At 41.2% G+C, this 26,509-nt stretch carries 25 protein-coding genes and 2 tRNA genes; 14 read left to right on the forward strand and 13 right to left on the reverse strand.

The window, feature by feature from the left end:
- Positions 1-241: 241 nt before the first annotated feature.
- The 3 genes from ACK4HU_RS07645 to ACK4HU_RS07655 all read right to left on the reverse strand — a co-directional run bounded on the left by ACK4HU_RS07645 (position 242) and on the right by ACK4HU_RS07655 (position 704).
- Positions 242-324 (reverse strand) — tRNA-OTHER (locus ACK4HU_RS07645).
- The gene (locus tag ACK4HU_RS07650; protein ID WP_409805450.1) at positions 280-588 is read right to left on the reverse strand and encodes a GIY-YIG nuclease family protein; all 309 of its coding nucleotides are present in this window, start codon (positions 586-588) and stop codon (positions 280-282) included. The genes ACK4HU_RS07645 and ACK4HU_RS07650 overlap by 45 nt, the downstream gene beginning before the upstream one ends.
- 42 nt (positions 589-630) lie before the next feature.
- A tRNA-Asn gene (locus tag ACK4HU_RS07655) sits at positions 631-704 on the reverse strand.
- Positions 705-1,338: 634 nt separating this feature from the next.
- Here ACK4HU_RS07655 and ACK4HU_RS07660 point away from each other — a divergent pair.
- Both ACK4HU_RS07660 and ACK4HU_RS07665 read left to right on the forward strand, forming a co-directional pair.
- Entirely contained in the window at positions 1,339-1,797 is a 459-nt protein-coding gene (locus ACK4HU_RS07660; RefSeq protein ID WP_409805060.1) for a (2Fe-2S)-binding protein, read from the forward strand.
- Between the two features lie 19 nt (positions 1,798-1,816).
- Positions 1,817-4,129, forward strand: coding sequence for a molybdopterin cofactor-binding domain-containing protein (locus tag ACK4HU_RS07665; RefSeq protein WP_409805064.1), 2,313 nt, complete (start codon positions 1,817-1,819; stop codon positions 4,127-4,129).
- A 491-nt stretch (positions 4,130-4,620) separates the two neighbouring features.
- On the opposite strand, the gene ACK4HU_RS07670 is transcribed toward ACK4HU_RS07665, so the two are convergent.
- A complete protein-coding gene (locus ACK4HU_RS07670) occupies positions 4,621-5,022 on the reverse strand; it encodes a hypothetical protein (RefSeq protein WP_409805067.1) in 402 nt (133 codons plus the stop codon).
- Positions 5,023-5,286: 264 nt separating this feature from the next.
- On the opposite strand from ACK4HU_RS07670, the gene ACK4HU_RS07675 reads away from it, so the two are divergent.
- Positions 5,287-6,147 carry a hypothetical protein gene (locus ACK4HU_RS07675; protein ID WP_409805070.1) on the forward strand — a complete coding sequence of 287 codons (861 nt, stop codon included), beginning with the start codon at positions 5,287-5,289 and terminating at the stop codon, positions 6,145-6,147.
- A gap of 3 nt (positions 6,148-6,150) precedes the next feature.
- Entirely contained in the window at positions 6,151-7,083 is a 933-nt protein-coding gene (gene ctlX, locus ACK4HU_RS07680; RefSeq protein WP_409805073.1) for a citrulline utilization hydrolase CtlX, read from the forward strand.
- A 222-nt stretch (positions 7,084-7,305) separates the two neighbouring features.
- On the opposite strand, the gene ACK4HU_RS07685 is transcribed toward ctlX, so the two are convergent.
- From ACK4HU_RS07685 to rsfS, 4 genes are all read right to left on the reverse strand, one after another.
- Positions 7,306-8,136, reverse strand: a complete 831-nt coding sequence (locus ACK4HU_RS07685; protein WP_409805076.1) for a hypothetical protein — start codon at positions 8,134-8,136, stop codon at positions 7,306-7,308.
- Positions 8,133-8,909 carry a UDP-2,3-diacylglucosamine diphosphatase gene (locus tag ACK4HU_RS07690; protein ID WP_409805079.1) on the reverse strand — a complete coding sequence of 259 codons (777 nt, stop codon included), beginning with the start codon at positions 8,907-8,909 and terminating at the stop codon, positions 8,133-8,135. The genes ACK4HU_RS07685 and ACK4HU_RS07690 overlap by 4 nt, the downstream gene beginning before the upstream one ends.
- A 62-nt stretch (positions 8,910-8,971) precedes the next feature.
- Positions 8,972-11,026, reverse strand: coding sequence for an ATP-dependent zinc metalloprotease FtsH (gene ftsH, locus ACK4HU_RS07695; RefSeq protein WP_409805082.1), 2,055 nt, complete (start codon positions 11,024-11,026; stop codon positions 8,972-8,974).
- 67 nt (positions 11,027-11,093) lie between these two features.
- Positions 11,094-11,441: a ribosome silencing factor gene (gene rsfS, locus ACK4HU_RS07700; protein WP_409805084.1), complete on the reverse strand. Its 348-nt coding sequence runs from the start codon at positions 11,439-11,441 to the stop codon at positions 11,094-11,096.
- 58 nt (positions 11,442-11,499) lie between these two features.
- Here rsfS and ACK4HU_RS07705 point away from each other — a divergent pair, with 58 nt between their 5' ends.
- Together ACK4HU_RS07705 and ahcY are read left to right on the forward strand one after the other, a co-directional pair.
- Positions 11,500-12,264: a biotin--[acetyl-CoA-carboxylase] ligase gene (locus ACK4HU_RS07705; RefSeq protein ID WP_409805087.1), complete on the forward strand. Its 765-nt coding sequence runs from the start codon at positions 11,500-11,502 to the stop codon at positions 12,262-12,264.
- A gap of 76 nt (positions 12,265-12,340) precedes the next feature.
- Positions 12,341-13,660 (forward strand): adenosylhomocysteinase, encoded by a 1,320-nt coding sequence (gene ahcY / locus ACK4HU_RS07710; protein WP_409805091.1) that lies wholly within the window; start codon positions 12,341-12,343, stop codon positions 13,658-13,660.
- Positions 13,661-13,709: 49 nt separating this feature from the next.
- On the opposite strand, the gene ACK4HU_RS07715 is transcribed toward ahcY, so the two are convergent.
- On the reverse strand, positions 13,710-14,510 hold the full coding sequence (locus ACK4HU_RS07715) for a hypothetical protein (protein WP_409805095.1): 801 nt from the start codon (positions 14,508-14,510) through the stop codon (positions 13,710-13,712).
- A 79-nt stretch (positions 14,511-14,589) separates the two neighbouring features.
- Between ACK4HU_RS07715 and ACK4HU_RS07720 the strand changes: the two genes are divergently transcribed.
- Entirely contained in the window at positions 14,590-15,462 is an 873-nt protein-coding gene (locus tag ACK4HU_RS07720; protein ID WP_409805097.1) for an SDR family oxidoreductase, read from the forward strand.
- Positions 15,463-15,525: 63 nt separating this feature from the next.
- Here ACK4HU_RS07720 and ACK4HU_RS07725 read toward each other — a convergent pair whose 3' ends face one another.
- Entirely contained in the window at positions 15,526-16,572 is a 1,047-nt protein-coding gene (locus ACK4HU_RS07725) for a PAS domain-containing protein (RefSeq protein ID WP_409805100.1), read from the reverse strand.
- Between the two features lie 80 nt (positions 16,573-16,652).
- Here ACK4HU_RS07725 and ACK4HU_RS07730 point away from each other — a divergent pair, with 80 nt between their 5' ends.
- The gene (locus ACK4HU_RS07730) at positions 16,653-17,264 is read left to right on the forward strand and encodes an HD domain-containing protein (protein WP_409805103.1); all 612 of its coding nucleotides are present in this window, start codon (positions 16,653-16,655) and stop codon (positions 17,262-17,264) included.
- 33 nt (positions 17,265-17,297) lie between these two features.
- On the opposite strand, the gene ACK4HU_RS07735 is transcribed toward ACK4HU_RS07730, so the two are convergent.
- Positions 17,298-17,789 (reverse strand): DUF4494 domain-containing protein, encoded by a 492-nt coding sequence (locus tag ACK4HU_RS07735; RefSeq protein WP_409805106.1) that lies wholly within the window; start codon positions 17,787-17,789, stop codon positions 17,298-17,300.
- 198 nt (positions 17,790-17,987) lie between these two features.
- On the opposite strand from ACK4HU_RS07735, the gene ACK4HU_RS07740 reads away from it, so the two are divergent.
- The gene (locus tag ACK4HU_RS07740; protein ID WP_409805108.1) at positions 17,988-20,276 is read left to right on the forward strand and encodes a patatin-like phospholipase family protein; all 2,289 of its coding nucleotides are present in this window, start codon (positions 17,988-17,990) and stop codon (positions 20,274-20,276) included.
- 396 nt (positions 20,277-20,672) lie between these two features.
- On the opposite strand, the gene ACK4HU_RS07745 is transcribed toward ACK4HU_RS07740, so the two are convergent.
- On the reverse strand, positions 20,673-21,152 hold the full coding sequence (locus ACK4HU_RS07745) for a DUF962 domain-containing protein (protein ID WP_409805111.1): 480 nt from the start codon (positions 21,150-21,152) through the stop codon (positions 20,673-20,675).
- A gap of 77 nt (positions 21,153-21,229) precedes the next feature.
- Between ACK4HU_RS07745 and ACK4HU_RS07750 the strand changes: the two genes are divergently transcribed.
- The 3 genes from ACK4HU_RS07750 to ACK4HU_RS07760 are packed head-to-tail and all read left to right on the forward strand — an operon-like array spanning position 21,230 to position 24,468.
- The gene (locus ACK4HU_RS07750; protein WP_409805114.1) at positions 21,230-22,357 is read left to right on the forward strand and encodes an NAD(P)/FAD-dependent oxidoreductase; all 1,128 of its coding nucleotides are present in this window, start codon (positions 21,230-21,232) and stop codon (positions 22,355-22,357) included.
- Between the two features lie 51 nt (positions 22,358-22,408).
- A complete protein-coding gene (gene nhaC, locus ACK4HU_RS07755; RefSeq protein ID WP_409805117.1) occupies positions 22,409-23,866 on the forward strand; it encodes a Na+/H+ antiporter NhaC in 1,458 nt (485 codons plus the stop codon).
- Positions 23,863-24,468: a 3'-5' exonuclease gene (locus tag ACK4HU_RS07760; RefSeq protein ID WP_409805120.1), complete on the forward strand. Its 606-nt coding sequence runs from the start codon at positions 23,863-23,865 to the stop codon at positions 24,466-24,468. Before nhaC ends, ACK4HU_RS07760 begins: the two co-directional genes overlap by 4 nt.
- On the opposite strand, the gene ACK4HU_RS07765 is transcribed toward ACK4HU_RS07760, so the two are convergent.
- Positions 24,455-25,081, reverse strand: coding sequence for an IMPACT family protein (locus ACK4HU_RS07765; protein ID WP_409805122.1), 627 nt, complete (start codon positions 25,079-25,081; stop codon positions 24,455-24,457). The genes ACK4HU_RS07760 and ACK4HU_RS07765 overlap by 14 nt on opposite strands.
- An 84-nt stretch (positions 25,082-25,165) precedes the next feature.
- Here ACK4HU_RS07765 and ACK4HU_RS07770 point away from each other — a divergent pair, with 84 nt between their 5' ends.
- Both ACK4HU_RS07770 and ACK4HU_RS07775 read left to right on the forward strand, forming a co-directional pair.
- Positions 25,166-25,597 (forward strand): sugar 3,4-ketoisomerase, encoded by a 432-nt coding sequence (locus ACK4HU_RS07770; protein WP_409805125.1) that lies wholly within the window; start codon positions 25,166-25,168, stop codon positions 25,595-25,597.
- Positions 25,581-26,507, forward strand: coding sequence for a hypothetical protein (locus tag ACK4HU_RS07775; RefSeq protein ID WP_409805126.1), 927 nt, complete (start codon positions 25,581-25,583; stop codon positions 26,505-26,507). The genes ACK4HU_RS07770 and ACK4HU_RS07775 overlap by 17 nt, the downstream gene beginning before the upstream one ends.
- Positions 26,508-26,509 lie beyond the last annotated feature (2 nt).

Raw genomic sequence — 26,509 nt, forward strand, 5'->3', positions numbered from 1 at the left:
ATAATAGAATTTGCTTTAAACGCAAAAAGCCCTGCATTTCTGCAAGGCTTTAGCTCCCCCTCTAGGGCTTGAACCTATCCCGTAAGTACGGGACATGATTAATCCCGCACGTGCGGGACTCTAACCAACTGAGCTAAGGAGCCAGAGATTTCAAAGTAATAAATGAAAACGGTAAAAAATAAGGTGTGCCGATAATAGAATTTGCTTTAAACGCAAAAAGCCCTGCATTTCTGCAAGGCTTTAGCTCCCCCTCTAGGGCTTGAACCTAGGACCCCATGATTAATCCCGCACGTGCGGGACTCTAACCAACTGAGCTAAGGAGCTAGAGGGAATAAATTGAGGACCGATTTGCTTCTCAATTAGTTTCCTCGACTTTTGTTTTTTAATAAAGGATTCGATTTTTAAGGCATCGCCTCGACCACCAGGTATTTCAAAAATAGCCTGAATCTCCCAAGGCCTTCCTGATGTGGTTGATTTATGGAATTTCCCAGAATTATGTTCAATTAACCTGCGAAAAGGGTCTTCTGATTGCCCGACGTAGTATTTGTCAGTTGAACTTGAGTGGAGGATGTAGATAAAAAATGGCATAGATAAAAATAAAAAAAGCCTTGCAGAGATGCAAGGCTTTAGCTCCCCCTCTAGGGCTTGAACCTAGGACCCCATGATTAACAGTCATGTGCTCTAACCAACTGAGCTAAGGAGGAATATCTCTTATTTCAATCACTTTGACTCTATGATTAATCCCGTACTTACGGGACTCTAACCAACTGAGCTAAGGAGGAATATCTCTTATTTCAATCACTTTGACTCTATGATTAATCCCGCACGTGCGGGACTCTAACCAACTGAGCTAAGGAGGAATATTTTCTTATTTCAAATCTCTTTGGCTCATGATTAATCCCGTATGTACGGGACTCTAACCAACTGAGCTAAGGAGGAATTTTGTTTGTTTTCGACTTCCCTTTTAGAAATCGTGTTGCAAATGTAGTCTATCCCCTTTTTATTCCAAACCTCTTTTTGAAAAAATCTTGGAATCTCTTGCGTTTACCTTACTTCTGTTTCTTTTTCAGGGACTTATTTTTTTCAGGTTATAGAGTAAAGCTCTACATGGCTAAAATTGTATCCTGAGAAATCTTCGGGAATTGGTATTTTTACATGAATCCCTTATGCTATTGAAATTTATAAAATCTATTGGCAAACTCAGGCTATTTCAGTCTCCGGTCTCCGGTCTTCCAACTCGTCGCCTAGAAGAAGTTCGTCTTTTGGCATAAGGACCAGTCCAACTATTTCAATTCTTTTCCCTAACTTTTATATTCCCAAAATAGAAATTACCAACCTATGGAAAATTACACGCTCTCAATTAACGGAAAATCGCAGCAAGTCACTGCCTCTGAAGATATGCCCCTGCTTTGGGTCATTCGTGATTTATTGGACTTGAAAGGGACCAAATTTGGTTGCGGTCAAGCCCTTTGCGGTGCTTGTACTATCCATTTGGACGGTGAAGCGGTTCGTTCCTGTAGTCTTCCTATTTCACAGGTTGGATCTGGGAAAATCACCACGATCGAGGGACTCTCCGAAGCAGGTGATCATCCACTTCAAAAAGCTTGGGTGGATCATGTCGTTCCGCAATGTGGCTATTGCCAATCCGGTCAGATCATGAATGCGGCAGCTTTGCTCGCAAAAAATCCAAGTCCTTCCGAATCGCAAATCGAATCGGCTATGGAAGGTAATCTCTGCCGCTGTGGTACGTACAACCGAATCAAGGACGCCATTGTCACCGCTTCCAAATCCCTCTAAATCCTAAATCAACAAACTCATGATGCCTAAATTGCCATTTTTGACAAAGCATGCTTCGACTTCCTGCCTACCGGACAGGCAGGCGCTCAGCACAAGTGATCGCAGTGAGATCTTTAGAGCTTCAAGACGGGATTTTCTCAAAATCGGCTCGCTAGCAGCCGGAGGATTTGTATTGGGAGTCAACTTCCAGTGCAGTGGGCCAAAAGGTGAACTGATCACCTTCGCTCCAAACGTATTTGTAAGTATTGGTTCGGATAATATTGTCACCATACTCGCTCATCGATCCGAGATGGGAACGGGTATTCGAACTTCCCTTCCGATGATCGTTGCTGATGAATTAGGAGCGGATTGGACTAAAGTAAAGATCGTGCAGGCCGAAGGGGACGAAGACAAATTCGGCAACCAAAATACAGACGGTTCTTTTTCCGTCAGGATGTTTTACGAACCGATGAAAAAGGCCGGAGCCACAGCCCGACACATGTTGGTGCAGGCCGCAGCTACGGAGTGGAAAGTAGATCCTTCCGAATGTGATACCGAAGCCAGCCATGTGATTCTAAAGGGTTCGCGCAAAAAAATTCCTTTTGGTGACCTCGTTTCTCAAATTCAAACCATGGAAATCCCAAAGCCTGAAGCTCTGGTGATGAAGGATTTTTCCAGCTACAAGCTCGTAGGAACTGATGTTCCAATTTATGATGGAAAAGATATTGCCACAGGTAAAGCCAAATTTGGAGCGGATGTGAATCTGCCTAATATGCTGATTGCTGTGGTTCAACGAAGTCCGGTTGTCGGTGCTAAGGTTGTCACCTACAATGATGAGAAAGCACTGGCAGTTCCTGGAGTAAAGAAAGTTGTAAAAATAGATGGCCCTGGGCTTCCAGCAGGTTTGGATCAGCCCTTGGAAGGAATAGCAGTCTTGGCTGATAATACCTGGGCCGCTATCAAAGGAAGCAAGGCTTTGGAAATTGAGTGGGATTTGGGTCCAAACCAAACCTACAATTCAGCAAACCAGCTTCAGGGAATGCTGAAAAGCACCGCATCTAATGGTACGGTCAAGCGAGAGCGAGGAAACTTTAATCAAGCAAAATCATCTTCAGGAATGGTCCTTGAAAAGACCTATTTAGCTCCTTTCTATGCGCACTCAACCGTTGAGCCTCCTGCCGCAATTGCAGACGTGAAGGCTGACGGTTCGGTTGAAATATGGGCGCCAAGTCAGCATCCACAGTGGGCAAGGGGAGCAGTGGCGGGAGCTTTGGGCATAGATGTTTCCAAAGTCAAATTAAATGTCACACTTTTAGGGGGTGGATTTGGGCGCAAGTCCAAGCCGGATTTTGTCGTGGAAGCTGCTTTGCTATCCAAGGCGGCTGGAGTGCCTGTTCGGACCCAGTGGACCAGAGAATGCGACCTACACCATGATTACTTCCATTCCCACAGTGCTCAGCGAATCGTTGCGACTTTGGATGGTTCAGGCAATCTGACAGGTTGGAATCACCATACTGTTTTCCCCGCTATTGGATCGGGTCTCGATGCTGCAACTCCTTCAGATGGAGAATTGGATTTAGGATGCCGGGATTTTCCTTATGACGTTCCAAACATTCGAATCGAAGCGCATAAAACCACCGCTCATACTCGGGTAGGTTGGCTTCGTTCGGTAAGTAATATTCACCACGCTTTTGCGATCTGTACCATGTTGGATGAGATTGCCGAAACTCGCAGAGTTGATCCGATTGATCAGGCCATCCAACTTTTGGGTGAGGACAAAGACCTTGCTTTTGCAAGTGAAATGGTAGGGGAATATGGAAACTATGGGGAGAAAATCGAAGACTTTCCATGGAATACCGGACGCATGCGAAAGGTCATCGAAACAGTAGCAGAAAAGTCAAACTGGAAACAGAATCTTGCCGCGGGTAAAGCTGTTGGATTTGCGGCACACAAGAGCTTTCTTACCTACGTGGCATGTGTCGTAAGGGTAGAAAATGATGCCGCGGGTAATCTAGTCATTCCGGAAGTTCATTATGTAGTGGATTGTGGAATTCCGGTAAATACTGATCGAATTCGATCTCAGTTTGAAGGAGGAGCACAATTCGCAACTAGTTTGGCGATGACTTCCGCCATTACTTTTGAGAACGGAAAGGTGCAGCAAAACAACTTTGATACTTACAAGGTCATTCGAATGCCTCAGTCTCCAAAAAAGATCCATGTGCATATCATTCCAAGCATGGAAAAACCTACCGGTGTCGGCGAACCCCCTGTTCCGCCATTTATTCCAGCTCTGGCTAACGCAATCTATAAATTGAGCGGAAAGCGGAATTATGAATTGCCTTTTAAGGCATAATTGAAGTAGGCAGTGGTCAGTGGTCAGTCGCGGTTCTCAGTAGACCGGCTTTTGTGTAAGTTGTAAAGAGTAAGTGGTAAGTAGTGAGTTGTGCTAACGACTTACAGCTAACTGCTTACTATTCACAAGTTACAACTCATTAGCATTGATACAACTGCCAACTGCGACTACCTACTGATCACTGAGACTTCTAAATAACCGCAAAGTTGCGCAAAGGAAGAGAGATTAGTCATTTGTTACCTTTATCTGAACACCTAGGGTTTTGCAGTAACCAATCGTTTTCAAGGGTACAAAGTAAAAAAGCTAAAGCTTTTCTAGTCTCCGCGTTCAATTCATCTGGGTTCTAAATGAAAAAAATCAGCAGACTGGGTTGAAGAGTAAATGGCAAGTCCTTAGCACACTTTACGACTTTCCCCTAACAACTTACTGATTACAATTTTTGTAGAGAAAACTCTGCCAACTGAGACTGCCAACTGACCTACTGCTATTGCCTACTGGTTCTTCGCACTAAAATTTCTCGTGAGTGTCTTAATAAACTTCAATTTCCGGAATCGTAGCGCAGACCAATCCTCGTCAATGGCAATTTGTCTCACGCCTTCGTAATCCATGTCTCCGACGATCTTCCAACCCGAATCTCGATTTATTTGGGGTTTATATTTTTTTGATGTCCCTTTTGGGTAAGCCATCCAAATTGCCTCATCACCCGGAGAAAGTGCATTCATTTCTAGGAAGTACTTTCTCACTTCTTCTTCAGTCTGGACAAAAGCGATCATGAAGGTTGGTTTTTCATCAGGTTCAGATAAGAAGCCTTCTTTTTCCCATGAAATAAAAAGTGAGTTTAGGTCATTTGGAGTGTTCCAAATCCGGATTTTCATCCCTTCCTTAAAATACATTTTCTTTAAAATTGGGTCCATCTTGAGATTAAATTAAGTGTTTAATAATTAAATTTAACAGGAAGGAATCGGACTTTTTCAGACAAAAACCACCTTTTCCCGTAATTTTACTCCGGCCCCGCTTTCTTACTGGCATTTTAAATTTGCTATTTGAAATCCCGAGAGACGATTGATTGTGAATTCTTCGGTCTCCGGTCTTCCATCGGGTTATAAAACGATAATTCGTTTAGCGGCAGATTATTATATTTCCTCATATCTGATTCAATGTATAAATTACTTTCTTTCTTCGTCTTACTTTCTTGTTCAGGTTTTGCGCAGCAAAAAATTGATTCTGTCTACCTGCCTGGAATTACCATTCGTACGATCGACAATCCAGTTTTGGAGGAGATGAGTGGCTTGGCTTTTTCCAAAAATCATCTTGATAAATTCTATACGCACACAGACAGTGGAGGCGAGGCAGCGGTTTATGTCTTGGATTCTTTGGGAAATGAGATTGGAAAAATCATTTTGGAGGGAGTTGAGAATCGGGATTGGGAAGATATTGCGGTTGGGCCCGGTCCCAATGGAAAATCCTATGTCTATGTTGCGGAAATTGGAGATAACGCTGCGGTTTACAAATCAGTGAAGATTTATAGGTTTTTGGAACCCGCCAAAATTGAAAAGAAAATCACGGTTAAACCTGAGGTGCTGAAATTCACCTATCCTGATGGTGCCATGGACGCTGAAAGTCTTTTTGTGGACCCTATCTCCGGGGATTTGTTTGTAGTTTCAAAACGGGATAAGAAAAACACCCTGTTTAAGCTTAAATCTGATGATTTTGGGAAAAAAGATGTGGTGGCTAAAAAGGAGGGGAAATTGACTTTTACCAGCGCAACGGCAGCAGATATCAGCCAAGATGGAAGCAAGATTCTGATCAAGAATTATTTTAAAATTTTTTATTGGGATCGAAAAAAAGGTGAGTCAGTTGCTGAGGCTCTTTCAAGAGCCCCAAAGGAATTGCCCTATGTGCCAGAGCCGCAAGGTGAGGCCATTGGTTTTCAGCCGGACGGTAAAGCTTTTTATACGATCTCTGAGAAGCGATATAACATTCATCCGATTTTGTATCGCTTTCCAGCCAAAAAATAAGTCATGCAGACTAGTTCCACGATATTGATGGTGCGTCCGGCAAACTTTGGATTCAATTCTGAGACGGCGCAAAATAACTTTTACCAAAAGCAGGATTCTCGTTCTCAGGAAGAAATCAGGGCTTTGGCCCGATCAGAATTTGATGGCTTTGTAGCAATGCTTCGCGATCAGGGCGTAAATGTGTTGGTCGTAGAGGATACTGAGGAGCCGGTTAAAACTGACTCTGTTTTTCCAAACAACTGGTTTAGTACTCATCCCGATGGAAAGTTGATTCTCTATCCGATGTTTTCTACCAATCGAAGACTGGAACGAAGAAAAGACATCATCGAGCAGTTGATGCATTTGGGATTTAAGGTCAATGAGATCATTGATCTCAGTTTTTTCGAGGAAAGTGGACAGTTCATGGAAGGCACCGGCAGTATGGTGATTGATCATCAGACCAAAGTGATTTATGCCTGTTATTCAGAGCGAACGCATCCGGTTCCATTGGACTATGTGGCGAAGATATTGGGATACGTTGTGATAGGTTTTGAAGCCGCTCAGGAGATCGATGGTGAAGTCAGTCCTATTTACCATACCAACGTGATGATGCATGTAGGGACAGATTTGGCTGTAGTTTGCTTGGATAGCATTCCGAAGTTGGCAGAACGAAGGAAAGTGCAGGAGTCTTTGACTAAGTCCGGGAAAAAATTGATTCCGATCACAGCCAAGCAGAAATTCAATTTTGCCGGAAATATGCTGGAAGTCAGCAATGATGGAGGTGAAAAATTTACCGTGATGTCTCAGGCGGCTTTGGATTCTTTGAATGTGGGACAGATCCAACAAATTGAAAAGTACACGACCATCATCAGTCCTTCCATTCCTATCATCGAAAAGCTCGGAGGGGGCAGTGCGAGGTGTATGATGGCTGAGATTTTTTTACCTAGGGATCAGTAAATTAGGTGCCCACGTGAGTGTCTCCACTCACGTGATTTTCGAATCCCATAGGTGATGTCGCCATTCAAGAAATTATCAGCTTCACTGACTGAAACCTACTTGATACAGCGCTTTACTAATCCAAAAGAAATGATATTATCAATTGAGTAAGCTGTGAGTGGCGACACTCACTTCGGCGGAGAGACACTTACTTCGGCAGAGTGTCACTCACTTAGGCAGACGTTATTTTATCCTCTTTAACCTCTCAGGCAGCGCATAAACAAGAATCCGATCCTTCTCCACAAATGTGATAATATCCTGACCGATCTGAACAGATCCTAAATTTCCTGAAGGTAATTCGCCCAAATCTAAAAAAGCTTGGGACGTAAGCGAATACCCTTTCAGATTTTTACCCTCAACCCAAAATAAATTCTCTTTGTAAAAGCACATTCGTTGCTCGATTTGAATCGCTACTTTTTTCAAATAATTACCCTGATTGTCAAAGATGAAAATGCCTGACTCTGGTACATTCATGAAAAGTCGGTTTTTAAATTCTCGAATCTCAGTCACTCGTAGATTGTCTGAAGCTAAAATCAAATTCAAAGGCTGAGACTGAATGATTTGTTTTCTGAGATAGTCTACACTTTTTAAAGACAAATCGGACTCATCCCAAACCCAGATGACATTGTTATTTCCAAGAGTAGCTGCCTTCGGCAAAATAACATTGTCGAGCAAAAGGCTATTCTCAGCAATGGGATTAAGGAAGCGATCCATTACCCGATATTCCTGTAAGTCCGAAGAGAAAGTGAAAATATTGACCGTCCAGGAGGCTTCTAACTGCTGAATTCTAGCTTGCCGTGGAGGCGAAAAAAGGTTGATCTCTTTACCTGATTTGCTAAATAAGTAAATATCCCCTGATGCGGTACTGGCGAAAATCTGATCTCGAGTATCTAAGGAAACTATTTCCAGATTTGATAGGTGAATTTCGGCCAGGGGTGATCTTAACTCCAGAATTTCCTGGGAGTAAAGCCCAGTAAATAAGTTGCAAAACAGGAATGTCAGTAACAGTCTCATTTCTCGAAAGTCAAAAGCTTACCGCCTGATGCGTCAAATTCAAGATACGTGTTTTGAGTAACCCATTCTCCAAGATTGAAGTAGGTGGACTTTTTCCCAACGGGAAGCTCCAAAGGCAAATGCCGATGTCCAAAAATATAGAAGTCGTGTGGAACCTTGGCATCTATTTCCCTACAATACTGCCAAAGCCACTCGTTTTCATTCAGAAAATGATTTTCATTTTTCCCCATGTTTGAAATCCGGCTGCGGCTTGACCATGCTTTCGCAAGTTTGATGCCTAGATCAGGATGAAGCCAACGGAAAAACCATTGTGCAGTGGGATTTGTGAAAATTGACTTCAGGTATTTGTAGGACTTATCGCCCGGACCCAAGCCATCTCCATGACCTACCAAGATTTTGTGACCAGCTACTGTAAGCTCAATGGGATGCTGATAAACAGGAATTCCCAGCTCCTGAGTGAAATAATCTTTCATCCAGAGATCGTGATTTCCTGTGAAAAAAAGAATCGGGATTTCTTGGTCTCTGAGTTGAGAAATCTTGGAAAGGAAGGGAATAAATCCTTTGGGAATTACTTGTCCGTATTCAAACCAAAAATCAAATATATCACCTACCAGAAAAATCGCTGCGGCATCTTCTGCAATCGAATCCAGCCACCGAATGATTTTTCTTTCTCTGATTTTACTCTGTGCTGCATCCGGTGCTCCAAGGTGAAAATCAGAAGCAAAATAGAGTTTTTTACCCTTCAAAGGGAAGTCAAGAGGTGCAGCTTGCATGTACTAAGTTAATGTCTTGGGACAAAAATAAAAAAGCCCCAATCTGAGTGGGGCTTTTTTGATTATTTTTCTGCTTTTACTTCTGATTCCTCTGTTTTTTCAGCCTCAGGATCAGCAGGAGAGATATCGTCTTTTACTACATCTTGCTCAGTTATTACCTTGTCTTTCTTATTGGTGAAAGCCTGATAGGTTGTTTCTCTTTCAAAAGGACGTTTACCGATCAATTTTTCCAGATCTGCCTGGAAAAGGATTTCTTTTTCCAAAAGCTCCTTTGCAAGAATTTCCAGATGCTCTTCATGTTCTTTCAAAAGATCAATGGTTCTGGTATATGCAAATTGAATCAATTTACTCACTTCCTGATCAATCATTTCTGCAGTTGCCTCAGAGTATGGCTTGGTCATTTTATAACCATCAGCCTTACTGTCGTAGAAGGAAATATTTCCCAATTTCTCGTTCATTCCATATACTGAGACAATGGAATAGGCCATTTTGGTAATTCTTTCCAAATCGCTCAAAGCGCCTGTAGAAATTTTGCCAAAGATGATCTGTTCAGCTGCACGTCCACCGAGGGTCATGCACATCTCATCAATCAACTGCTCGGTTTGATATAGAAATTGCTCTTTTGGCAAATATTGAGCATAACCTAAAGCTGCGACACCACGAGGTACAATACTCACTTTGACCAAGGGATCTGCATGCTCCAAAAACCAGCCAGCCACTGCGTGACCTGCTTCATGGTAGGCTACAATTCTTTTTTCTTCAGGAGAAATGATTTTAGTCTTCTTTTCCAGACCACCGATCACCCGATCCACTGCATCCTGAAAATCCTGCATGTCAACCGCAGTCTTATTTCTTCTGGCTGCGATCAAAGCTGCTTCGTTACACACGTTGGCAATTTCAGCACCTGCAAAACCAGGAGTCTGAGCTGCCAATTTTTTAGGATCAATATCATCAGCAATTTTGATCGGCTTTAAGTGGACTTTGAAAATTGCCTCACGCCCGTTGATATCCGGCTTGTCAATAGAAATCTGTCTGTCAAATCGGCCCGCTCTCAATAATGCGCTATCCAATACGTCTGGCCTGTTGGTAGCGGCAAGCACAATTACACCTGAGTCCGTACCGAAACCATCCATTTCGACAAGGAGTGAATTCAAGGTGTTTTCACGCTCGTCATTTGAACCTGGCATTTGACCTTTTCCTCTTGATCTGCCGATTGCATCGATTTCATCAATGAAGATGATACATGGTGCTTTCTCTTTTGCTTGCTTAAACAAGTCACGCACTCGAGCTGCACCCACACCGACAAACATTTCAACGAAGTCGGAACCTGAAAGAGTAAAGAAAGGAACTCCAGCCTCGCCTGCAACAGCTTTTGCCAGCAAGGTTTTACCTGTACCCGGAGGGCCAACCAGCAATGCACCTTTTGGAATTTTACCACCTAGTTTGGTGAATTTTCCTGGGTTCTTAAGGAACTCGACAATCTCCTGAATTTCTTCTTTGGCCTCATCCAGTCCTGCTACATTGTCAAAAGTGATTTTCACTTTATTTTCTGCATCGAAAAGTTGGGCCTTAGATTTTCCGACATTGAATATTTGTCCACCCGGACCTGAAGGGCCTGCCATTCGACGCATCATAAACCAGAAGAATACGAATAGCAGGATCAAGAATCCGAAGCTACCGAAGTAGCTGCTCCAATTTTCCTCATTTGTTACTGAGGCACCAATTCTATTTTCTACTTCAACTTGCTCTTCAAGTGCTTGAAAATCTGTTTGAAACTTATCCGAGGTAGTTACCTGAAGGGCATAGTGGGGCCCGGTAGGATTAGCAAAGGAGGAGTTTGCCTCGAGTTCTGTTTTATATTTTGCGTTTTGAAGTGCAGCAGGCTTTAAAGTGACATCCACCCGATTCATATTTCGAATGATGACTACTTTAGCAATATCACCGGACAAATACATGTCCTCAAATCTTTTCTGAGTGATGTCGATTACGGCACCTCGCTGTTGAATCCATGTCAACCCCAAAAGCACCATGACTGCAGCAATGATTAACCAGAGCTGGATATTGGGTTTCTGTGGAGATTTAGGGATTATACTTTTATTCTTATTTTTATCGCTCATCGCTCTTTTGGTAATTCTTAAAACTTATGCTAAAACGGATTTACCTTTTGAAAGTTTATCCGAAATTTTAATTGATTTTGGTGGTTTTGGCGTCACCCCAAAGTTCTTCTAACCCGTAGTAATGTCTTTTTTCTTTCAGAAATATATGAACAACCACATCAAAATAATCCATTAATACCCATTCACCATTTGCTTTTCCTTCTAATCTCTTGGCTGGTTTTTCGTTGGCTTTCTGAATCTCCTCTTCAATTGATTCAGAAATGGCCTCTAATTGGGTATCGGAATTGCCTGAACAGATTACAAAAAAGTCGGCTACCGCATTCTTTATTTTCCTAAGATCCATTATTAAAATTTCAGAAGCTTTTTTTTCTTCCATTCCTTTGACGATAACCTTGCTCAGCGCTTCTGCTGTCATATATTGATTTAATTTTGCGATGCGGAAATGATTGTTGTATTAGTCCAACCGAAAATTAATGTATAAAATTCTTGCCAACACGATTTTTTTGGGGAAAGATGTTCTTTTCCTGCCAGAGTGTCACTCCACAAATGACAAGGCACTTGAACTTATCCGTCTAGGTAAGGCGAATGAGGGATCAATTGTGATCTGTGCACATCAGACTCAAGGTAAGGGACAGCGTGGAAATAGTTGGGAAACCCAATCAGGCCAAAATTTGACATTTTCCTTGGTCCTTAGACCTGAATTTTTGGATGTGTCTGAGCAGTTTTTTCTGAACATGATGATATCTAACAGTATTCGAAAATTACTTCAAGAATACCTGCCAGATCTCAAAGTTAAGTGGCCAAATGACCTAGTCGTGCCCGATCATGGAAAAATAGGAGGTGTGTTGATCGAAAATATCGTGAGTTCAGTGGCTTGGGAATACGCAGTGGTGGGTGTGGGTCTGAATATCAACCAGCGAATTTTTCAAACAAACAAGGCAACTTCTTTGTCATTATCCACGGGTGGCAAGTTTGACTTGGAAGAGCTCTTTAGGCTTCTCATAGCGCACATAGAACAGGGCTACATTTCATTGAAAAAAGGCAAAACAGAGACCGTTCGAAATGATTATCTCAATCATCTCCATCTTATAGATCAATGGGCGATCTTTATGGAAAAAGAAATCCATTTTGAAGGAAAAATTACGGGTGTTTCAAAAGTCGGAAAACTTCAAATGATACTCAGAGATGGTTCCGAGCGTTTTTTCGATTTGAAAGAAATCGCCTTCCCAAATCTCTAAAGCCGTTTTCTATTCCCGATTTTAAGCGGTAACTTTGCATCCATCGAAAGTTTTTAATTCTTTAACTATCAATCACATGTCAGAAATTAAATCTGAAAAATTCATTCAGTACAAAGTAAAAGACATCTCTCTAGCTGAGTGGGGGAGAAAAGAAATAAGGTTGGCTGAGTCAGAAATGCCTGGTCTAATGGCTCTAAGAACTGAGTTTGGCCCAACCCAGCCATTGAAAGGCGCAAGAATCGCAGGATGTCTTCACATGACTATCCAAACTGCGGTTTTGATTGAGACGCTCGCTGCTTTAGGTGCTGAGGTGACTTGGTCTTCTTGTAATATTTTCTCAACGCAGGATCATGCAGCTGCCGCTATTGCTGCTGCTGGAATTCAAGTTTATGCTTGGAAAGGTCAGACTGCTGAGGAATTTGATTGGTGCATCGAGCAAACTTTATTTTTCGGCGAAGAAAGACAGCCATTAAATATGATTCTTGACGATGGTGGTGACTTGACCAACATGGTATTGGATCTATATCCCGAGCTAGTAGCTGGTATCAGAGGGCTATCTGAAGAGACCACTACGGGTGTTCACAGATTGTATGAGCGAATGAAAAACGGAACACTTCCGATGCCTGCAATCAATGTGAACGACTCAGTGACCAAGTCAAAATTTGACAATAAATACGGTTGCAAGGAATCTTTGGTAGATGCGATTCGTCGTGCTACTGACGTGATGATGGCAGGTAAAGTGGCCGTTGTGGCAGGATATGGTGACGTTGGAAAAGGTTCTGCTGCATCTCTAAAGGGTGCGGGTGCTCGTGTGATTGTGACTGAGATAGATCCAATCTGTGCGCTTCAAGCTGCTATGGATGGTTTTGCTGTGAAGAAAATGGCTGATGCTGTAAAAGAAGCTGATATCGTGGTGACTGCGACCGGTAATAAGGACATCATCTCCGGTTCGCATTTCAAAGCAATGAAAGACAAGGCAATTGTATGTAACATCGGCCATTTTGACAATGAAATCGATATGGCTTGGTTGAATAAAAACTACGGTCATACCAAGAATGTGATCAAGCCTCAAGTTGACCTTTATGAATTGGATGGAAAAGAGATCCTAATTTTGGCTGAAGGCCGATTGGTAAACCTTGGCTGTGCTACAGGTCACCCATCTTTTGTAATGTCAAATTCATTTACGAATCAAACTTTGGCTCAGCTTGAACTGTGGGCTAACCATAAAAATTATGAGCCCGGTGTTTATGTACTTCCAAAGCATTTGGATGAGAAAGTAGCATTCCTCCACCTAGCCAAATTGGGTGTGGAATTAGATACTTTGTCTGACGATCAAGCGCAATACATCGGTGTGGAGGTAGAAGGACCATTCAAGCCGGAATATTACAGATATTAATAAAGAGTAAAAGTTGCTTAAAAGGGCCTCGGAGAAATCCGGGGCTTTTTTATGGATTAAGCTGAAGGGTTCTTCCGTCTGGTAAGGTTGAAGTCACAAGTGTATTACAAGCTTCCTTTTTTTCAAATCTGACCATATAATCAAGGCTTCTGGAATTTCCTCTGGAAATTATCCAGGTTTCTTTTCCGGATTGGGGTAAGGCCCAACCTTCTCGGTAACAGGAAAAAAGTTGCTCTTTTGCCTCGGTGATTACTAATGAAAAATCCCTGCCAGCGGGATTTTTTCCTTCTACCCGTCCTCTGGTACTCATAGCAAATGGTCTAAAACTAAGGCGAGCTACAGAATAGGATAGCGACCCAGATGCTGAAAACCCTAGATTTTTTTCCAATTCAATTCTTAAGTTTTCAAAGGTTTCCCGATTTTCACCAATTGATGGATTTAAAAAAATTCGGACACCATCAATTTTGGTCTTGCCAAATGAATAATCAGCGTAGGTAAGTTTCCAAGAGGGGTTTGCCGTAGTTGAAGTGGAAAAATCCAAAATAATCTTTCCACTCCTTGGAGTTTTGTTTCCTTCTTCACATTCCTGTGGATTGGAATAGTCCAGTTCGATTTTTCGCGTGTCAATATTCCGAGTGATTTTTGGGCAGCCTGGTAAGTCCTCAGGAAGCACCCTGGCATAATCTCCAAAAGAAATGTTTCCTATGTAGCTACTCTCGCTCAATGCTTCAGAAAATTGAAAAAACTGATCTGCTTCTTTCGTTAGATCAGTTTCAATATTTCTGCTGACATCCTCGGAGCAGGATCCAAAAAAGATCAAAACTGAAATTAGTATTAGGTATTGCTTCATTTTACTACAGTATTTGAATTTCCTTTCAATTTCCGAGCCTGATTGCTATCTTGGACTAAAACGAAATAATTATATCCAGATGAACTTTAACGAAGGAATGCTCCGTGAAGGAGCGCTTAAAGGTAAAAATATTCTTGTCACAGGTGGTGGCACTGGTTTAGGAAGATCTATGGGTGAATATTTTTTGCAATTGGGAGCAAATTTGGTGATCACTTCCCGGAAATTAGACGTCCTGGAAGAAACAGCAAAAGAAATGATGGCTAAAAGTGGCGGCAAAGTACTGCCGCTTGCTTGTGACGTCCGAGATATCGACCAAGTAGAATCCATGTGGGATAAGGCAAAAGCTGAATTTGCTCAAATTCATGTCGTCTTGAATAATGCAGCTGGAAATTTCATCAGTCCTACCGAAAGATTGTCCACCAATGCTTTTAATACTGTTTTGGATATTGTTTTAAAAGGCACCTCACAGGTTACACTCACAGCAGGCAAGGACTGGATTGCTCAAAAACAGCCAGGTACATTTTTAAATATAGTCACTACCTATGCTTGGACAGGCTCGGGTTATGTAGTGCCATCTGCGGCCGCTAAGGCTGGCGTTCTAGCTTTGACCCGTTCACTAGCGGTGGAATGGGCCAAGTATGGGATACGGTCAAATGCAATAGCTCCTGGACCGTTTCCGACAGAAGGTGCCTGGAGTAGATTGTTGCCGGGTGATTTGGTGAAAAAATTTGATCCGGCTAAAAAAGTTCCTGTAGGAAGAGTCGGGGAGCATCAGGAGCTCGCCAATATTGCAGCGTATCTCGTCTCTGATTTTTCAGCTTATGTCAATGGTGAAGTGATTACCATCGATGGTGGAGAATGGCTCAAAGGTGCCGGCGAATTCAACAATTTGGACCAAATTCCCCAAGAAATGTGGGATATGATGGAAGCATCTAGAGGAAAAAAGCCATGAGCCCCAGCATAGTTTGGGGCTATTTAAAGGCTAAATGGAAAATCAGGAATTTGTAATAAAAGATCAAGTGGAACCTATACCTCGCTCCCAGGATTTATTTTGGTCTACGGATTCTTTGATACTTTTCTTGAGTGCCTCGTCAAGTTGTTTAGATTCCGTCTTTAATATATCCAGTAGCTTTCTGGATTCGGGCGATTGTGGTTCAATATCCAGTATTTCTAAAACCCCAAGAATATTTGCTACTCTTGCCCTTAACGAATGGGATTGCTGGAAAGCCAAATCCCTTAAAAAATAATGATGCTCTCTCAACCAAATTTCCTGTTTCTTTTTTTCGGTAATGTCAATTAATAGCCCCTGCACTTTTAATGGCCATCCTTGCTCATCCCATTTGGTAGTTTTTCCATAGCCAATCACCCAACTGATCAGATTGCCTTTGGAGACAATTCGAAATTCTTTTCTAAATGGAAGGTTACCAGTAGTTTTAAAGTGTAAAGCCAAGTCTCTAAAAAGTGAAGTATAATCATCGGGATGGATGTGCTTTTGCCAGGATATATTTTTCAATCGGAGAATCTCTTCTTCAGAGTAACCCAACATTTGAGCTAATCCACTACTGATATAATCTGTTTTGGTGGAGGGATCAAAATCCCAGAAACCCAGAAGTTTGTTTTCGAGCAGAATGTCTACTAATTCGTTGCCATTGGTTGTGCCGTCAATAAATTCTCCAAGTCCTAGGTTATAGGGCCGAAGTGGTTCTATCGGGTGTCCCAAACCCAGACATGTCCCATGGTCATTTGAAATGAAAAAAAACTCCCATTTGGTTAATGTTGTATTTTCGTTTGGATGATTGATTTTTTGTAAATCCACAAGGAAAGATTGGTGGCTATTTTTCCAAGCTTTTATTCGCTGATTTTCATATTTTGACCAGTCGGAAGCTAAAAAACAATCTGAAAAATGGACCGGCTTTTCCTTATGGTCAAAAAGAGAGGGTACAGGTCCAATGCCGGAATCGGAAGACAATACTTTCCCATACTTATCTAAGGTCACCTGAAGAAAATACTCCGAGGTAATGGCTAGGTTACTTAGGACTTTTATTGATTCCCATTTTTGCATCTTGCAAAGATAATTGAATTCTTCGTTTGAAGTATATATGACAATAAAATTTATACAAAATACATAAAAATATATTTATAATGGAAATTTCTTCGCTTTTATTAAATCGATCGAGCTTTGGTAATTCGAAAAACATTGGAAAAATCTTGACTACTGAGGAGGCAAAAAGTTTACTTGATGATTGGGTAATCAATGTAAAACTCAAAGTGCATATGAAGCAAGTTGGTCATCTGATGAAAGCCTATGCACTTTCAAAAGCCTATGAAGACATAGAGGTACAAAAGTGGTATCTCGCCGGATTGCTTCATGATGCGGATTGGGATCAGTGGCCTGATCAGCATTGCAAAAAAATCATTGAGGAACTGGAGGTCAGAGAAATTGATCCAGCGGTCATTCACGCCATAGCCGCTCATGGTCATAGATATTTTGGTGTTGAACCAGTCACTGAGATGGATAAGATGCTATATGCTTTTGATGAGCTTAGTGGATTTATTCATGCATATTCCCTGATGCGACCGGAAGGATACGCAGGTATGGAAGTTAAAGGTGTTAAAAAGCGATTGAAGGATAAAACCTTCGCAGCTCAAGTCAGTAGAGAGGACATCCAAGATGCAAGTGAACGAGTAGGAATTGCGGTAGAGGAACTCATTCAATTTGTTATTGAAAATCAGGCAGCAGCAGATCTATCCTAAAAAAAAAGGCCGCTTTCTGGCGGCCTCATAAATCTATTCTTCCTCAACTTGAGTCACTGGCTTGAAGTTTCCCGAAGGAAGCTGATCAGCTACTTCATCTTTTTCGAAGGGAAATACTTCTACAATCGGACTTTCGGTGATGTCAGGTACTCTAAAGCTCACTAACATGTTACTCAGACTTTCCTGAATTCTATCATAGGCCTGACGCACATCCTCTGCGGTCACAATCATATACTGCGTCACTTTCTTTTCTTTACCATTATCTCCATCAGCGATCAAATAGGTGATTTTACATTTGTGCCACTGATCTGCATCCTCGTAGAAAAATACATCCACAATGTTACTCTTGCTGATGCCAGTCACTTGAAAATCTCCCCTTATTTGAGATCCGAGTCGATCGTAAAGGATTGCCTCAGCTTCTGTAAATGAAACTGCGTCTACTAGATATTGCTCGGAAATGCTTTTCAGCAGACCCTCTTCATTTTCTTTTGCGTACTTTACTTTGCACAAAAACCAGGTTCTCATCTTTTTCTGTTTTAATGTGTCGAAGGTACTTTTTCTAATCTAAAGCTGCGAATGATTTATGGGGATATCTTTTGAAAATATCTTAAAGAAACTATCAATCAACTCTGAATCAGTTACAAAGCTTGACTTTAACTTGTTGGCTCGTATTAAGTAAAATGATTTCTTAAAAAAGTTTATCTTGTTCTCAACAATAGGTCCATGCGAGAAAGAATTTTATTCAGTTTCCCTGTTCAGCTTTTCATTCTGCACCTTCGAAAAAACCTAGCGCTATTGCTGGTTTGGGTTATTTTGGCAGGAATAATCCTCGAACAATTTGGTGTCGTTCTGGGTATTCCCTTTCTTTTTCTGGACCCTGAGTATCTCCATGAGGTTTCGTGGCTGAGTTTTGCCTTGATGGGAGTAGGCTTAGCTATCCTGACCATGGCTTTTCACATGACTACTTACATTGTTGATGGGAGGCAGTTTAAGTTTTTGGCAGTTGTGCCGAAGCCTTTCATCCACTTTTGTATTAATAATTCAATCGTCCCCTTACTTTTTTATTTGCTGTATATCATAAAGTTCATTGTTTTTCAGCTTGACAATGACCTGCCATCTGACTGGGATGTATTAAAGTATTATTTGGGTTTTTCACTCGGTAGTATTTTGAGTTATGGGTTGATTTTCGGCTATTTCACATTTACCAATAAGGATTTCTTTATTCTTTTCGCTGGCAATCTGGATAAGAGACTTCGAAAAGTTCGCCTGACACGTGCCACCGTTTTAAGCCAATACAAAGAAATTAAGAACAAAAAAGATCAGGTGATTACCTATCTGGACTTTCGATTGAGATTGCAGGATGTTCGTCCGGATCTGGCTCGATTTGATTCAAAAATGTTGCTTCGGGTATTTGACCAGAATCATTTGAATCTTTTTCTCATTCAGAGTTTCCTGATTCTTTTTGTCTTGTTTCTGGGTTTCTTCAAGGAAAAGGAAATCCTTCAGTTTCCCGCAGCGATGAGCGTTACTCTGCTTTTGGCGATATTAGTGATGCTTGTCGGAGGTTTGACATTTTGGTTGAGAGGTTGGGCTACCTTTGTAGTGATTCTATTGATATTCTCAGCTAACTATTTTTCAAATTTTTCCTTTCTGAATCGACCTCATGAGGCTTACGGGATTGACTATTCCCAAGCGCCAACCCCCTACACTTTAGCTAGACTTGACTCTTTGGTTCATCCTGATACTTTGATAAAAGATCGGACAAATACGCTGGTCATTTTGGATAATTGGAGATCAAAATTTCCTGAAGACTCTTTACCCAAATTGGTTTTGGTAGCAGCAAGTGGGGGAGGGCAGCGGGCAGCCCTTTGGACCCTGCATGTGCTTCAAACTATTCACAAAGTGACAAATGGGAAAATCACTAAACACACAGAACTTTACACAGGAGCTTCCGGTGGAGTCTTAGGTGAAGCATTCTTCAGAGAGATTTACTTGAGGTCACTTTCCGATTCATCGATTGATCCTATGAATCCGGAATATTTGGACCAAATCTCTTCGGATAATCTAAATTCGATCATTTTCACACTCTTAGTTAATGACCTTTTGATCAGAAATCAACGATTTGAATATCGGGGGTATAGCCACTTGAAGGATAGAGGATTTGCCTTTGAGAGTCAACTCAATTCAAACACCAAAGGAATCATGGATAAGCCTATGATTGACTATCGTCAACCCGAATTTGATGCGCTTATTCCGCTACTTCCTGTCACTGCACTCGTTACAAATGATGGGAGAAAATTGGTGATTTCTCCGCATTCCATGTCGTATTTGGGGAGTTCGACCCTCGGTAAAACCGGCATTGAAGAAAAAAAACAGTCCATAGATTTTCTCCGATTTTTTGCTAATCACGACCCGGGAAATCTTCGTTTTTTGAGTGCGCTTCGAATGAGTGCCACTTTCCCATTTATCACACCCAATGTAGAACTCCCATCAATGCCTACAATGGAAACGATGGATACCGGGTTGTCTGATAATTTTGGGGTGCAGGATGCTTTAAGGTTTCTCTACGTTTTTCAGGATTGGATTGGAAAAAACACCAGCGGTGTCGTCCTCGTGTCCATCAGAGACTCTCAAAAATCAGCCGAAATTCCACAAACTGATCTCCCCCGGATATTTGAAAAAATCTTTAATCCCCTTAAGAATATTTATACCAATTGGGACAACGTACAGACCATTCAAAACGAAGTATTATTCAATTACATGAATGAATCCATGCCTTTTGATATGGAGCGAGTGGAATTTGAATATGCTCCTGAACAAGTCCAAACCGGTGAATTAACTGGCTCACAAGAGACCATGCAGCGTGCTTCATTAAATTGGAGACTGACGGCCAGAGAGAAAAAATCAATCCTGACCAGTATTGAGTCCTTTAGGAATAGGCGATCCATTGAGCGAATTCGGGAGATCTTTCCGGTTGATCAAACTGATAGCGTTCCTAAAATTAAAATTTGACTTTCAGCTTCTTGTAATAGAAACCCCCAACCAATGGGGAAAGACCTAAAATCTAACTTTTTGTCCTCTTTGATCGCCTGTACAGATCAGCCTGACCACCGTGGGAAGCAAAAGAATCGGTCTTTGAGGGTTTTTTAAAGAGATTATTCAGTTGGTGGCTGACTAGCGCAAATCAATAAAATTCAATATGTATATCCGCAATTCTGCCAGTAACCAAATTTTATTAAGTTTCACCTCGGCTTCGCTCGGTGTCCGTTAGTTTTGCTTTTAGGGGAGGGGAGGTATATGCGGCTGTGCCGCATATACCTCCCCTCCCTTTAATAACCTGAAATCCGGTGGCCGAGCGAAGTCGAGGCCATTTTGATCTACTGGCAAAGAAGCGGATAATCAGAAAATTCAATAAGCAAGCCCAATTTTTTTATAAATGAAATGCATCAGCCAAGCTGGACCAATCAAAAGGAACTGAAGATCTTTGAAAAAAGAGGGTTTCTTCCCCTCGATTTTGTGTCCGAAAAACTGGATTATCCATGCGATGACAAAAATTCCCAAGCTGATCATCCATAGTTTTCCGGGGAAAGCAATACTTAGGAAATTGGCCAATGCGAGACAAAGTGCTGAAAAAAACAGCATCCCCAAACTCAAGGGAACTGATAGTGAAACGTAATAAATCAAAGTGAATATTAAAAAAATAGTGGCCCAATTGGCAAAACTGCCAAGAAATGATAAAGGCTCAAATAAAATACCCGCTGGAATGCTGAATATTAAACCAACTACACTGAAGAAAATAGCCGGAACACAGAACCAGTGAATCAGTTTATTGGTCTCATTACGATGACTTTCGCCGTATTCTTCAAGAAATGAATCTATTTTTCTCATGGTTTTTCGGATTTAATTAAGGTAGTTTTGATTCAAATTAGTTAACTCATTTCAAATTTTAAACAATCCGCAGAAAGATGTTTAGTTACTGGGAACAAAAAAACTTCTTTAGCTATGACTTAATTGTGATTGGATCGGGCTTTACCGGGCTTTCTACAGCGATCAATTACAAAAAGAAACACCCAAAAGCGAGTATTTTAATTCTGGAAAAAGGGGTTTTCCCAACGGGTGCAAGCACAAAAAATGCTGGATTTGCTTGTTTTGGAAGTCTTACTGAGATTTTGGATGATTTTTGGAATATGAATCCCAAAGAAGTGACTACTCTGGTCGGGAGGCGATACAAAGGCTTACAACAGATTCGCAAAACTTTTGGTGATTCAGTACTTCGGTACCAACATTCTCATGGCTTTGAACTTTTGGAGGAAGAAAATTTAGCCGCTGTTGATCAGATTTGGGAAGTAAATAAGATGCTGAAAAAGATCTTCAAGAAAGATGTCTTTAGTCTAGTGAAAAAGCCGGAAAAATTTGGGTTTTCAAGTAGGGTTAAAACGGTCGTTGAAAATCATTTTGAAGGAGAACTTGATCCCGGAGCTTATTTGGGAGCACTTTGGGCCAAGGCATCCAAATTGGGTGTTAGAATTTTGACTGGGGTTTCCGTGGTGGAAATACAAAAAGATGCAGGAATAGTATTGGCTGAGAATACTGGGAAAAATAAAGTCTTTGAATTCAAGGCTGAAAAAGTTGCCGTTTGTACCAATGCATTTTCCAAAAAACTTTGGCCTGAGTCTGAGTTGGAACCCGGCCGTGGTCTGGTGTTACTCAGTAAACCTCTAGCGGACAAGATTCCATGGAGGGGTTCTTTTCATATGGACAAGGGGTATGTTTACTTTCGGGAAATTGACGGTAGATTGCTGCTCGGAGGTGCTAGAAACAAAGATTTCGAGAAAGAAAAAACGCTGGAATTCGAAACCAATCCCAAAATAAAAAGTCATCTCGAAAGTTTGGCAAAAGAAGTGATTTTCCCCGGAAAGGCTATCGAATGGGAAATGGAATGGACTGGAATTATGGCCTTCGGTCCAAAGAAAATCCCACTCATTCAGCCTATTGGAGAAAAAACTGCTGCCGCTGTCCGTCTCGGAGGTATGGGGGTAGCGATTGGTTGGCAAGTAGGAAAAGAACTTTCTCAACTTCTTTCGAAAATGTAATTGATTTTTTTTCCTTAGATTCAAACCCTTCAAACGTCCGGATTAAACTGAATGAAAGTCCCGCAAAAAGCTCCAAGTATTCTAGATGCGCTGATTCCAATTATTTTTTTAATTATTCTCCTAGTCATTAATATTCAGATTTTCGGCACGGATAGTTTATCGGGATCCAATCAGATGGTATTAATCCTGTCTTCTGTAGTTGCAGGGTGTATCGCAATTTTTAGACTGAAAATAACATGGGAAACACTCCAGGATGGAATCGTAAAGAGTATCAGTTCTGCGATGAGTGCTATTTTGATTTTATTTCTGATAGGATCGCTTGCCGGTACTTGGATGCTAAGTGGAATAGTACCTGCGATGATCTATTATGGGTTGAAAATCCTCAGTCCAGAAATATTCCTCGGGGCAGCATGTATTATTAGTGCAGTAGTTTCTATTGCAACCGGAAGCAGCTGGACTACAGTGGCGACAGTTGGCGTGGCATTATTGGGTATTGGGAAGGCACTGGGATTTGAGGAAGGAATAATAGCAGGAGCAATTATTTCTGGAGCGTATTTTGGAGATAAAATGTCCCCCTTGAGTGATACGACAAACCTTGCCCCAGCCATGGCAGGTACGGACCTTTTTACTCACATCAGGTATATGGCCAAGACGACCGTTCCTTCCATTTCAATAACTTTAATCCTCTTTGTAATCATTGGTCTTAATTATGAAACGGCCGGCAGCGTAGATGATGTGAAGGCAATTTCTGATACTATTTTGGCGAACTTCAATATTTCGGGGTGGCTGTTTATAGTTCCTCTTGCTGTTTTGGCGATGATTGTAAAAAAAGTACCTGCCATCCCAGCCCTGCTTGCAGGGGCACTACTTGGAGGGGTTTTTGCATTAATTTTCCAACCTGAGATAGTGGCACGTATTGCTAATGATACTGGTTCATATGCCTATTTGGGATTTAAAGCAGTGATGATGGCGCTCTATGGGGAAATCGCCATAGTGACCGACAATGCCATCGTGAATGAACTTCTAGTCACGGGAGGAATGTCAGGAATGTTGAATACCATTTGGTTGATTATTTGTGCGATGGTATTTGGGGGAATTATGGAAGAAAGCGGGATGTTGCGAGTCTTGGCAGAAGCTATTATCAAAAAAGTCCATTCCGTTGGTTCATTAATTGCTTCCACTGCCGCGACCTGTGTGTTCTTTAATATCACCACTTCAGATCAGTATTTGGCGATTTTGGTTCCTGGAAGGATGTATGCAGATGTGTATCGAAAGCGTGGACTAAAACCTGAAAATCTCAGTCGTACCTTGGAAGATTCAGCAACTGTGACTTCGGTATTAGTCCCATGGAATACCTGTGGTGCTACACAAGCTTCAGTCTTGGGTGTTGCTACTTTAGTCTACGCCCCATATTGTTTTTTCAATATTATCAGTCCGTTTATGACCATCCTGTATGGTTATTTGAAAATTGGAATTCGTTATTATGAGCCGGAAGAAGAGTTGGTATGATTCCTTACAGTATTAGCAAAGAAGAAGTAAACGAACTGCCCCTTGGGCAGTTTGAAGGTGAAATTTATTTAATTGATCATCCCGATCAGGTGGAGGAGGCTGTTGACTTTTTGGAGGAGCAACACATCATTGGATTTGATACCGAGACTAAGCCCGCCTTCAAAAAAGGACAATTCAACCATGTTTCGCTGCTTCAATTATCCACTACCGAGCAGGCATTTCTATTCAGAATGAATAAAATTGGTTTTCCGGATTCTTTGAGAAATTTGATGGAGAAAGAAAATCTTATCAAAATCGGTGCAGCAGTCCATGATGATCTAAAAGGACTTAGTAAGCTTACAGACAGCTTCTACCCTCAATCTTTTTTTGATCTAAACGATGAGCTGAAAAAAGTCGGTTTTCATAATGTTGGGGTTAGAAATCTCAGTGGAATGGTCTTGAAAATTCGAATTTCCAAATCAGAGCAAGTTTCAAATTGGGAATCTGAACTCCTCACCGAAAAGCAGCAGCGCTATGCAGCTACAGATGCCTGGGCCTGTTTGAAAATCTTTAATGTTCTTAGAGAAGAAGGTTTTCTCGATGAGCTTTTTAAGCGGTCTTAATTTCTAGTCCGTCAATTTCTCCTAATTTCCCGAAGACTTGATCCGATAATCCCTCTTTAATTGAAAGGATGATTTTGCAGTCCAATTCCATTTCTTGGGCAATTATCTCCAAGTTATGAGCTTTGACTACTTTCATGACTTCATTCATCAACTGGTAGGAGAATCTCAGTTCTATCGTGACTTTTATCCATTCTTCCACGATTTGGTTTTCCTCGATGGCAAGGGCTGCTGAAGTTTTATAAGCTTGGATCAAGCCACTGACGCCAAGCTTGGTGCCTCCAAAGTATCTAACCACTACAATCAGTACATTGGTGAGATTGTTTGATCTGATTTGGCCTAATATAGGGTCACCTGCTGAATGATTGGGTTCACCATCATCGTTGGCCCTGTAAGTATCCCCGTTCCTGCCCAAGACCCAAGCATAGCAGTGATGAGATGCATCAAAATAAGTCTTTCGAAGTGCTGCGAGCTGCGTTTTAATTTCTTCCTCCGAGCTTACTCTAAAACTGAAATACAAGAATTTGCTCCCTTTGTCTTTAAACAATCCTTCACTATTCGCTGCTAGCGTCAAAAATGAATCAGAAAGAAATTGATTTTCGGAAAGATTATTCATCTATGCGGTTTGGAATGAAGTGGTGAAAATAGAAAATTAACTTTTTGCTAAAGTTCATTCCCGTGATTTGTCTTATTTTTAGCTATGATAAGTGAAGAATTGAAAATGGAAGGTTTGAAATATCAAGCACCACGATTGATAGATATTCCAGGCCATATCAATGATACCGGATCTGTTCATTTTTGGGAAAATATTCAACTTTTCCCGCAGGGAATTCTTCGGTGTTTTTGGATATCAGGAGTAAAAGAAGGCGAGTCTCGTGGGAATCACGCACATAAGCGAGAGTCTCAAGTGTTAATAGCAATTGCAGGAAAACTTGAAGTCAAGGTCAGTGGTGTTGATGGAAGCAAGAGAGTTTTTGTGCTTGATAAACCCAATAGAGGTTTATTTGTGCCTATTTTTAATTGGATTGAAATATATTTTTCTTCGGATGCGGTACTATTAGGACTTGGAGACCAATACTTTTCAGAGGACGAATACATAAGAGATAAAAGCGATTTTGAAAACCTACGATAAAGCACTTTCAGATCTTCATGAATTGCTGGTAGTTCCTTCTGTGGAGGAGCGTAGAGCCTATTTCCTGAGAAATTGTGAGACAAATGGGTTTGCTACACAATTGGATTTTAAATGGCTCAAAAAGGGCAAGTCCAAGGCTTCTTTGACTTTAGCGATTTCTGAAACTGAAGCAGTTTCGCTTCCAATGTCTCCTTTTGGAGGAATCTGGATTGAAGATCTCCTTTCGTCTGAGGCTTTGGAAGCCTTTATTAAGGCCGTTTTGGAAGATTTGAGGGGACGGAAAATTTCCTGTATTCGCATTTCCCAAGCACCCAAACCGTATGAGCCTAATTTTGATTTGATTAATTACATCCTGTTCAAACTAGGATTTAAGCAAGAATCAATTTTGAGCCATCAATTTTTTATCGGTAAAAAGAAAATTAAAAAATTTGTCCTGAAGGAGAATTCCAAATACTCCAAAAAAATAAAGGAATTGGGATTAAAGATCGAGACGGGGCCAATTCAGAACTTTGGTTTTCTTCAGGAAATTAGGGCATGGAATAATGCCAGAGGTTACAATATCTTATTCGATGATGCTAGATTGATTAGTCAAGTTTCAGATTTTCCCGAAAGATATTTTCTGGTCAGTATTTTGAAAGATGGGAGTCCAATAGCCCATATTCTAGGCGTGAAATTGACTCTGGATTCCATTTATTATTTTCTTTCTGCCACTTTACCAAAATCGGAAATTAAGAATCTCGGAGAACTTGGTCTTTTCCACCTTTTTCACCTCGCCTCAGATCAAAAATTGAATTTTGTTGATTTAGGGTCCTCTGATTTGAATGTTGGACCCAATCATAGTCTGATATTCTTTAAGTCCCGTTTTTCCAACGATATTAGCAATAAAGTCACTTGGACTTTGACCCTTTAAAG

The sequence above is a fragment of the Algoriphagus sp. genome (assembly GCF_046296635.1).
GTDB lineage: Bacteria > Bacteroidota > Bacteroidia > Cytophagales > Cyclobacteriaceae > Algoriphagus.

What these genes read in the sequence shown, in the direction of transcription:
- ACK4HU_RS07690 (WP_409805079.1), bottom strand. Translation starts at nt 8,909, where the DNA reads ATGCAAGCTGCACCTCTTGACTTCCCTTTGAAGGGTAAAAAACTCTAT.
- ctlX (WP_409805073.1), top strand. Translation starts at nt 6,151, where the DNA reads ATGCAGACTAGTTCCACGATATTGATGGTGCGTCCGGCAAACTTTGGA.
- ACK4HU_RS07760 (WP_409805120.1), top strand. Translation starts at nt 23,863, where the DNA reads ATGATTCCTTACAGTATTAGCAAAGAAGAAGTAAACGAACTGCCCCTT.
- rsfS (WP_409805084.1), bottom strand. Translation starts at nt 11,441, where the DNA reads ATGACAGCAGAAGCGCTGAGCAAGGTTATCGTCAAAGGAATGGAAGAA.
- ACK4HU_RS07740 (WP_409805108.1), top strand. Translation starts at nt 17,988, where the DNA reads ATGCGAGAAAGAATTTTATTCAGTTTCCCTGTTCAGCTTTTCATTCTG.
- ACK4HU_RS07720 (WP_409805097.1), top strand. Translation starts at nt 14,590, where the DNA reads ATGAACTTTAACGAAGGAATGCTCCGTGAAGGAGCGCTTAAAGGTAAA.
- ACK4HU_RS07725 (WP_409805100.1), bottom strand. Translation starts at nt 16,572, where the DNA reads ATGCAAAAATGGGAATCAATAAAAGTCCTAAGTAACCTAGCCATTACC.
- ACK4HU_RS07765 (WP_409805122.1), bottom strand. Translation starts at nt 25,081, where the DNA reads ATGAATAATCTTTCCGAAAATCAATTTCTTTCTGATTCATTTTTGACG.
- ACK4HU_RS07660 (WP_409805060.1), top strand. Translation starts at nt 1,339, where the DNA reads ATGGAAAATTACACGCTCTCAATTAACGGAAAATCGCAGCAAGTCACT.
- ACK4HU_RS07745 (WP_409805111.1), bottom strand. Translation starts at nt 21,152, where the DNA reads ATGAGAAAAATAGATTCATTTCTTGAAGAATACGGCGAAAGTCATCGT.
- ACK4HU_RS07685 (WP_409805076.1), bottom strand. Translation starts at nt 8,136, where the DNA reads ATGAGACTGTTACTGACATTCCTGTTTTGCAACTTATTTACTGGGCTT.
- ACK4HU_RS07650 (WP_409805450.1), bottom strand. Translation starts at nt 588, where the DNA reads ATGCCATTTTTTATCTACATCCTCCACTCAAGTTCAACTGACAAATAC.
- ACK4HU_RS07730 (WP_409805103.1), top strand. Translation starts at nt 16,653, where the DNA reads ATGGAAATTTCTTCGCTTTTATTAAATCGATCGAGCTTTGGTAATTCG.
- ACK4HU_RS07715 (WP_409805095.1), bottom strand. Translation starts at nt 14,510, where the DNA reads ATGAAGCAATACCTAATACTAATTTCAGTTTTGATCTTTTTTGGATCC.
- ahcY (WP_409805091.1), top strand. Translation starts at nt 12,341, where the DNA reads ATGTCAGAAATTAAATCTGAAAAATTCATTCAGTACAAAGTAAAAGAC.
- ACK4HU_RS07750 (WP_409805114.1), top strand. Translation starts at nt 21,230, where the DNA reads ATGTTTAGTTACTGGGAACAAAAAAACTTCTTTAGCTATGACTTAATT.
- ftsH (WP_409805082.1), bottom strand. Translation starts at nt 11,026, where the DNA reads ATGAGCGATAAAAATAAGAATAAAAGTATAATCCCTAAATCTCCACAG.
- ACK4HU_RS07770 (WP_409805125.1), top strand. Translation starts at nt 25,166, where the DNA reads ATGATAAGTGAAGAATTGAAAATGGAAGGTTTGAAATATCAAGCACCA.
- ACK4HU_RS07705 (WP_409805087.1), top strand. Translation starts at nt 11,500, where the DNA reads ATGTATAAAATTCTTGCCAACACGATTTTTTTGGGGAAAGATGTTCTT.
- ACK4HU_RS07665 (WP_409805064.1), top strand. Translation starts at nt 1,817, where the DNA reads ATGATGCCTAAATTGCCATTTTTGACAAAGCATGCTTCGACTTCCTGC.
- nhaC (WP_409805117.1), top strand. Translation starts at nt 22,409, where the DNA reads ATGAAAGTCCCGCAAAAAGCTCCAAGTATTCTAGATGCGCTGATTCCA.
- ACK4HU_RS07670 (WP_409805067.1), bottom strand. Translation starts at nt 5,022, where the DNA reads ATGTATTTTAAGGAAGGGATGAAAATCCGGATTTGGAACACTCCAAAT.
- ACK4HU_RS07675 (WP_409805070.1), top strand. Translation starts at nt 5,287, where the DNA reads ATGTATAAATTACTTTCTTTCTTCGTCTTACTTTCTTGTTCAGGTTTT.
- ACK4HU_RS07735 (WP_409805106.1), bottom strand. Translation starts at nt 17,789, where the DNA reads ATGAGAACCTGGTTTTTGTGCAAAGTAAAGTACGCAAAAGAAAATGAA.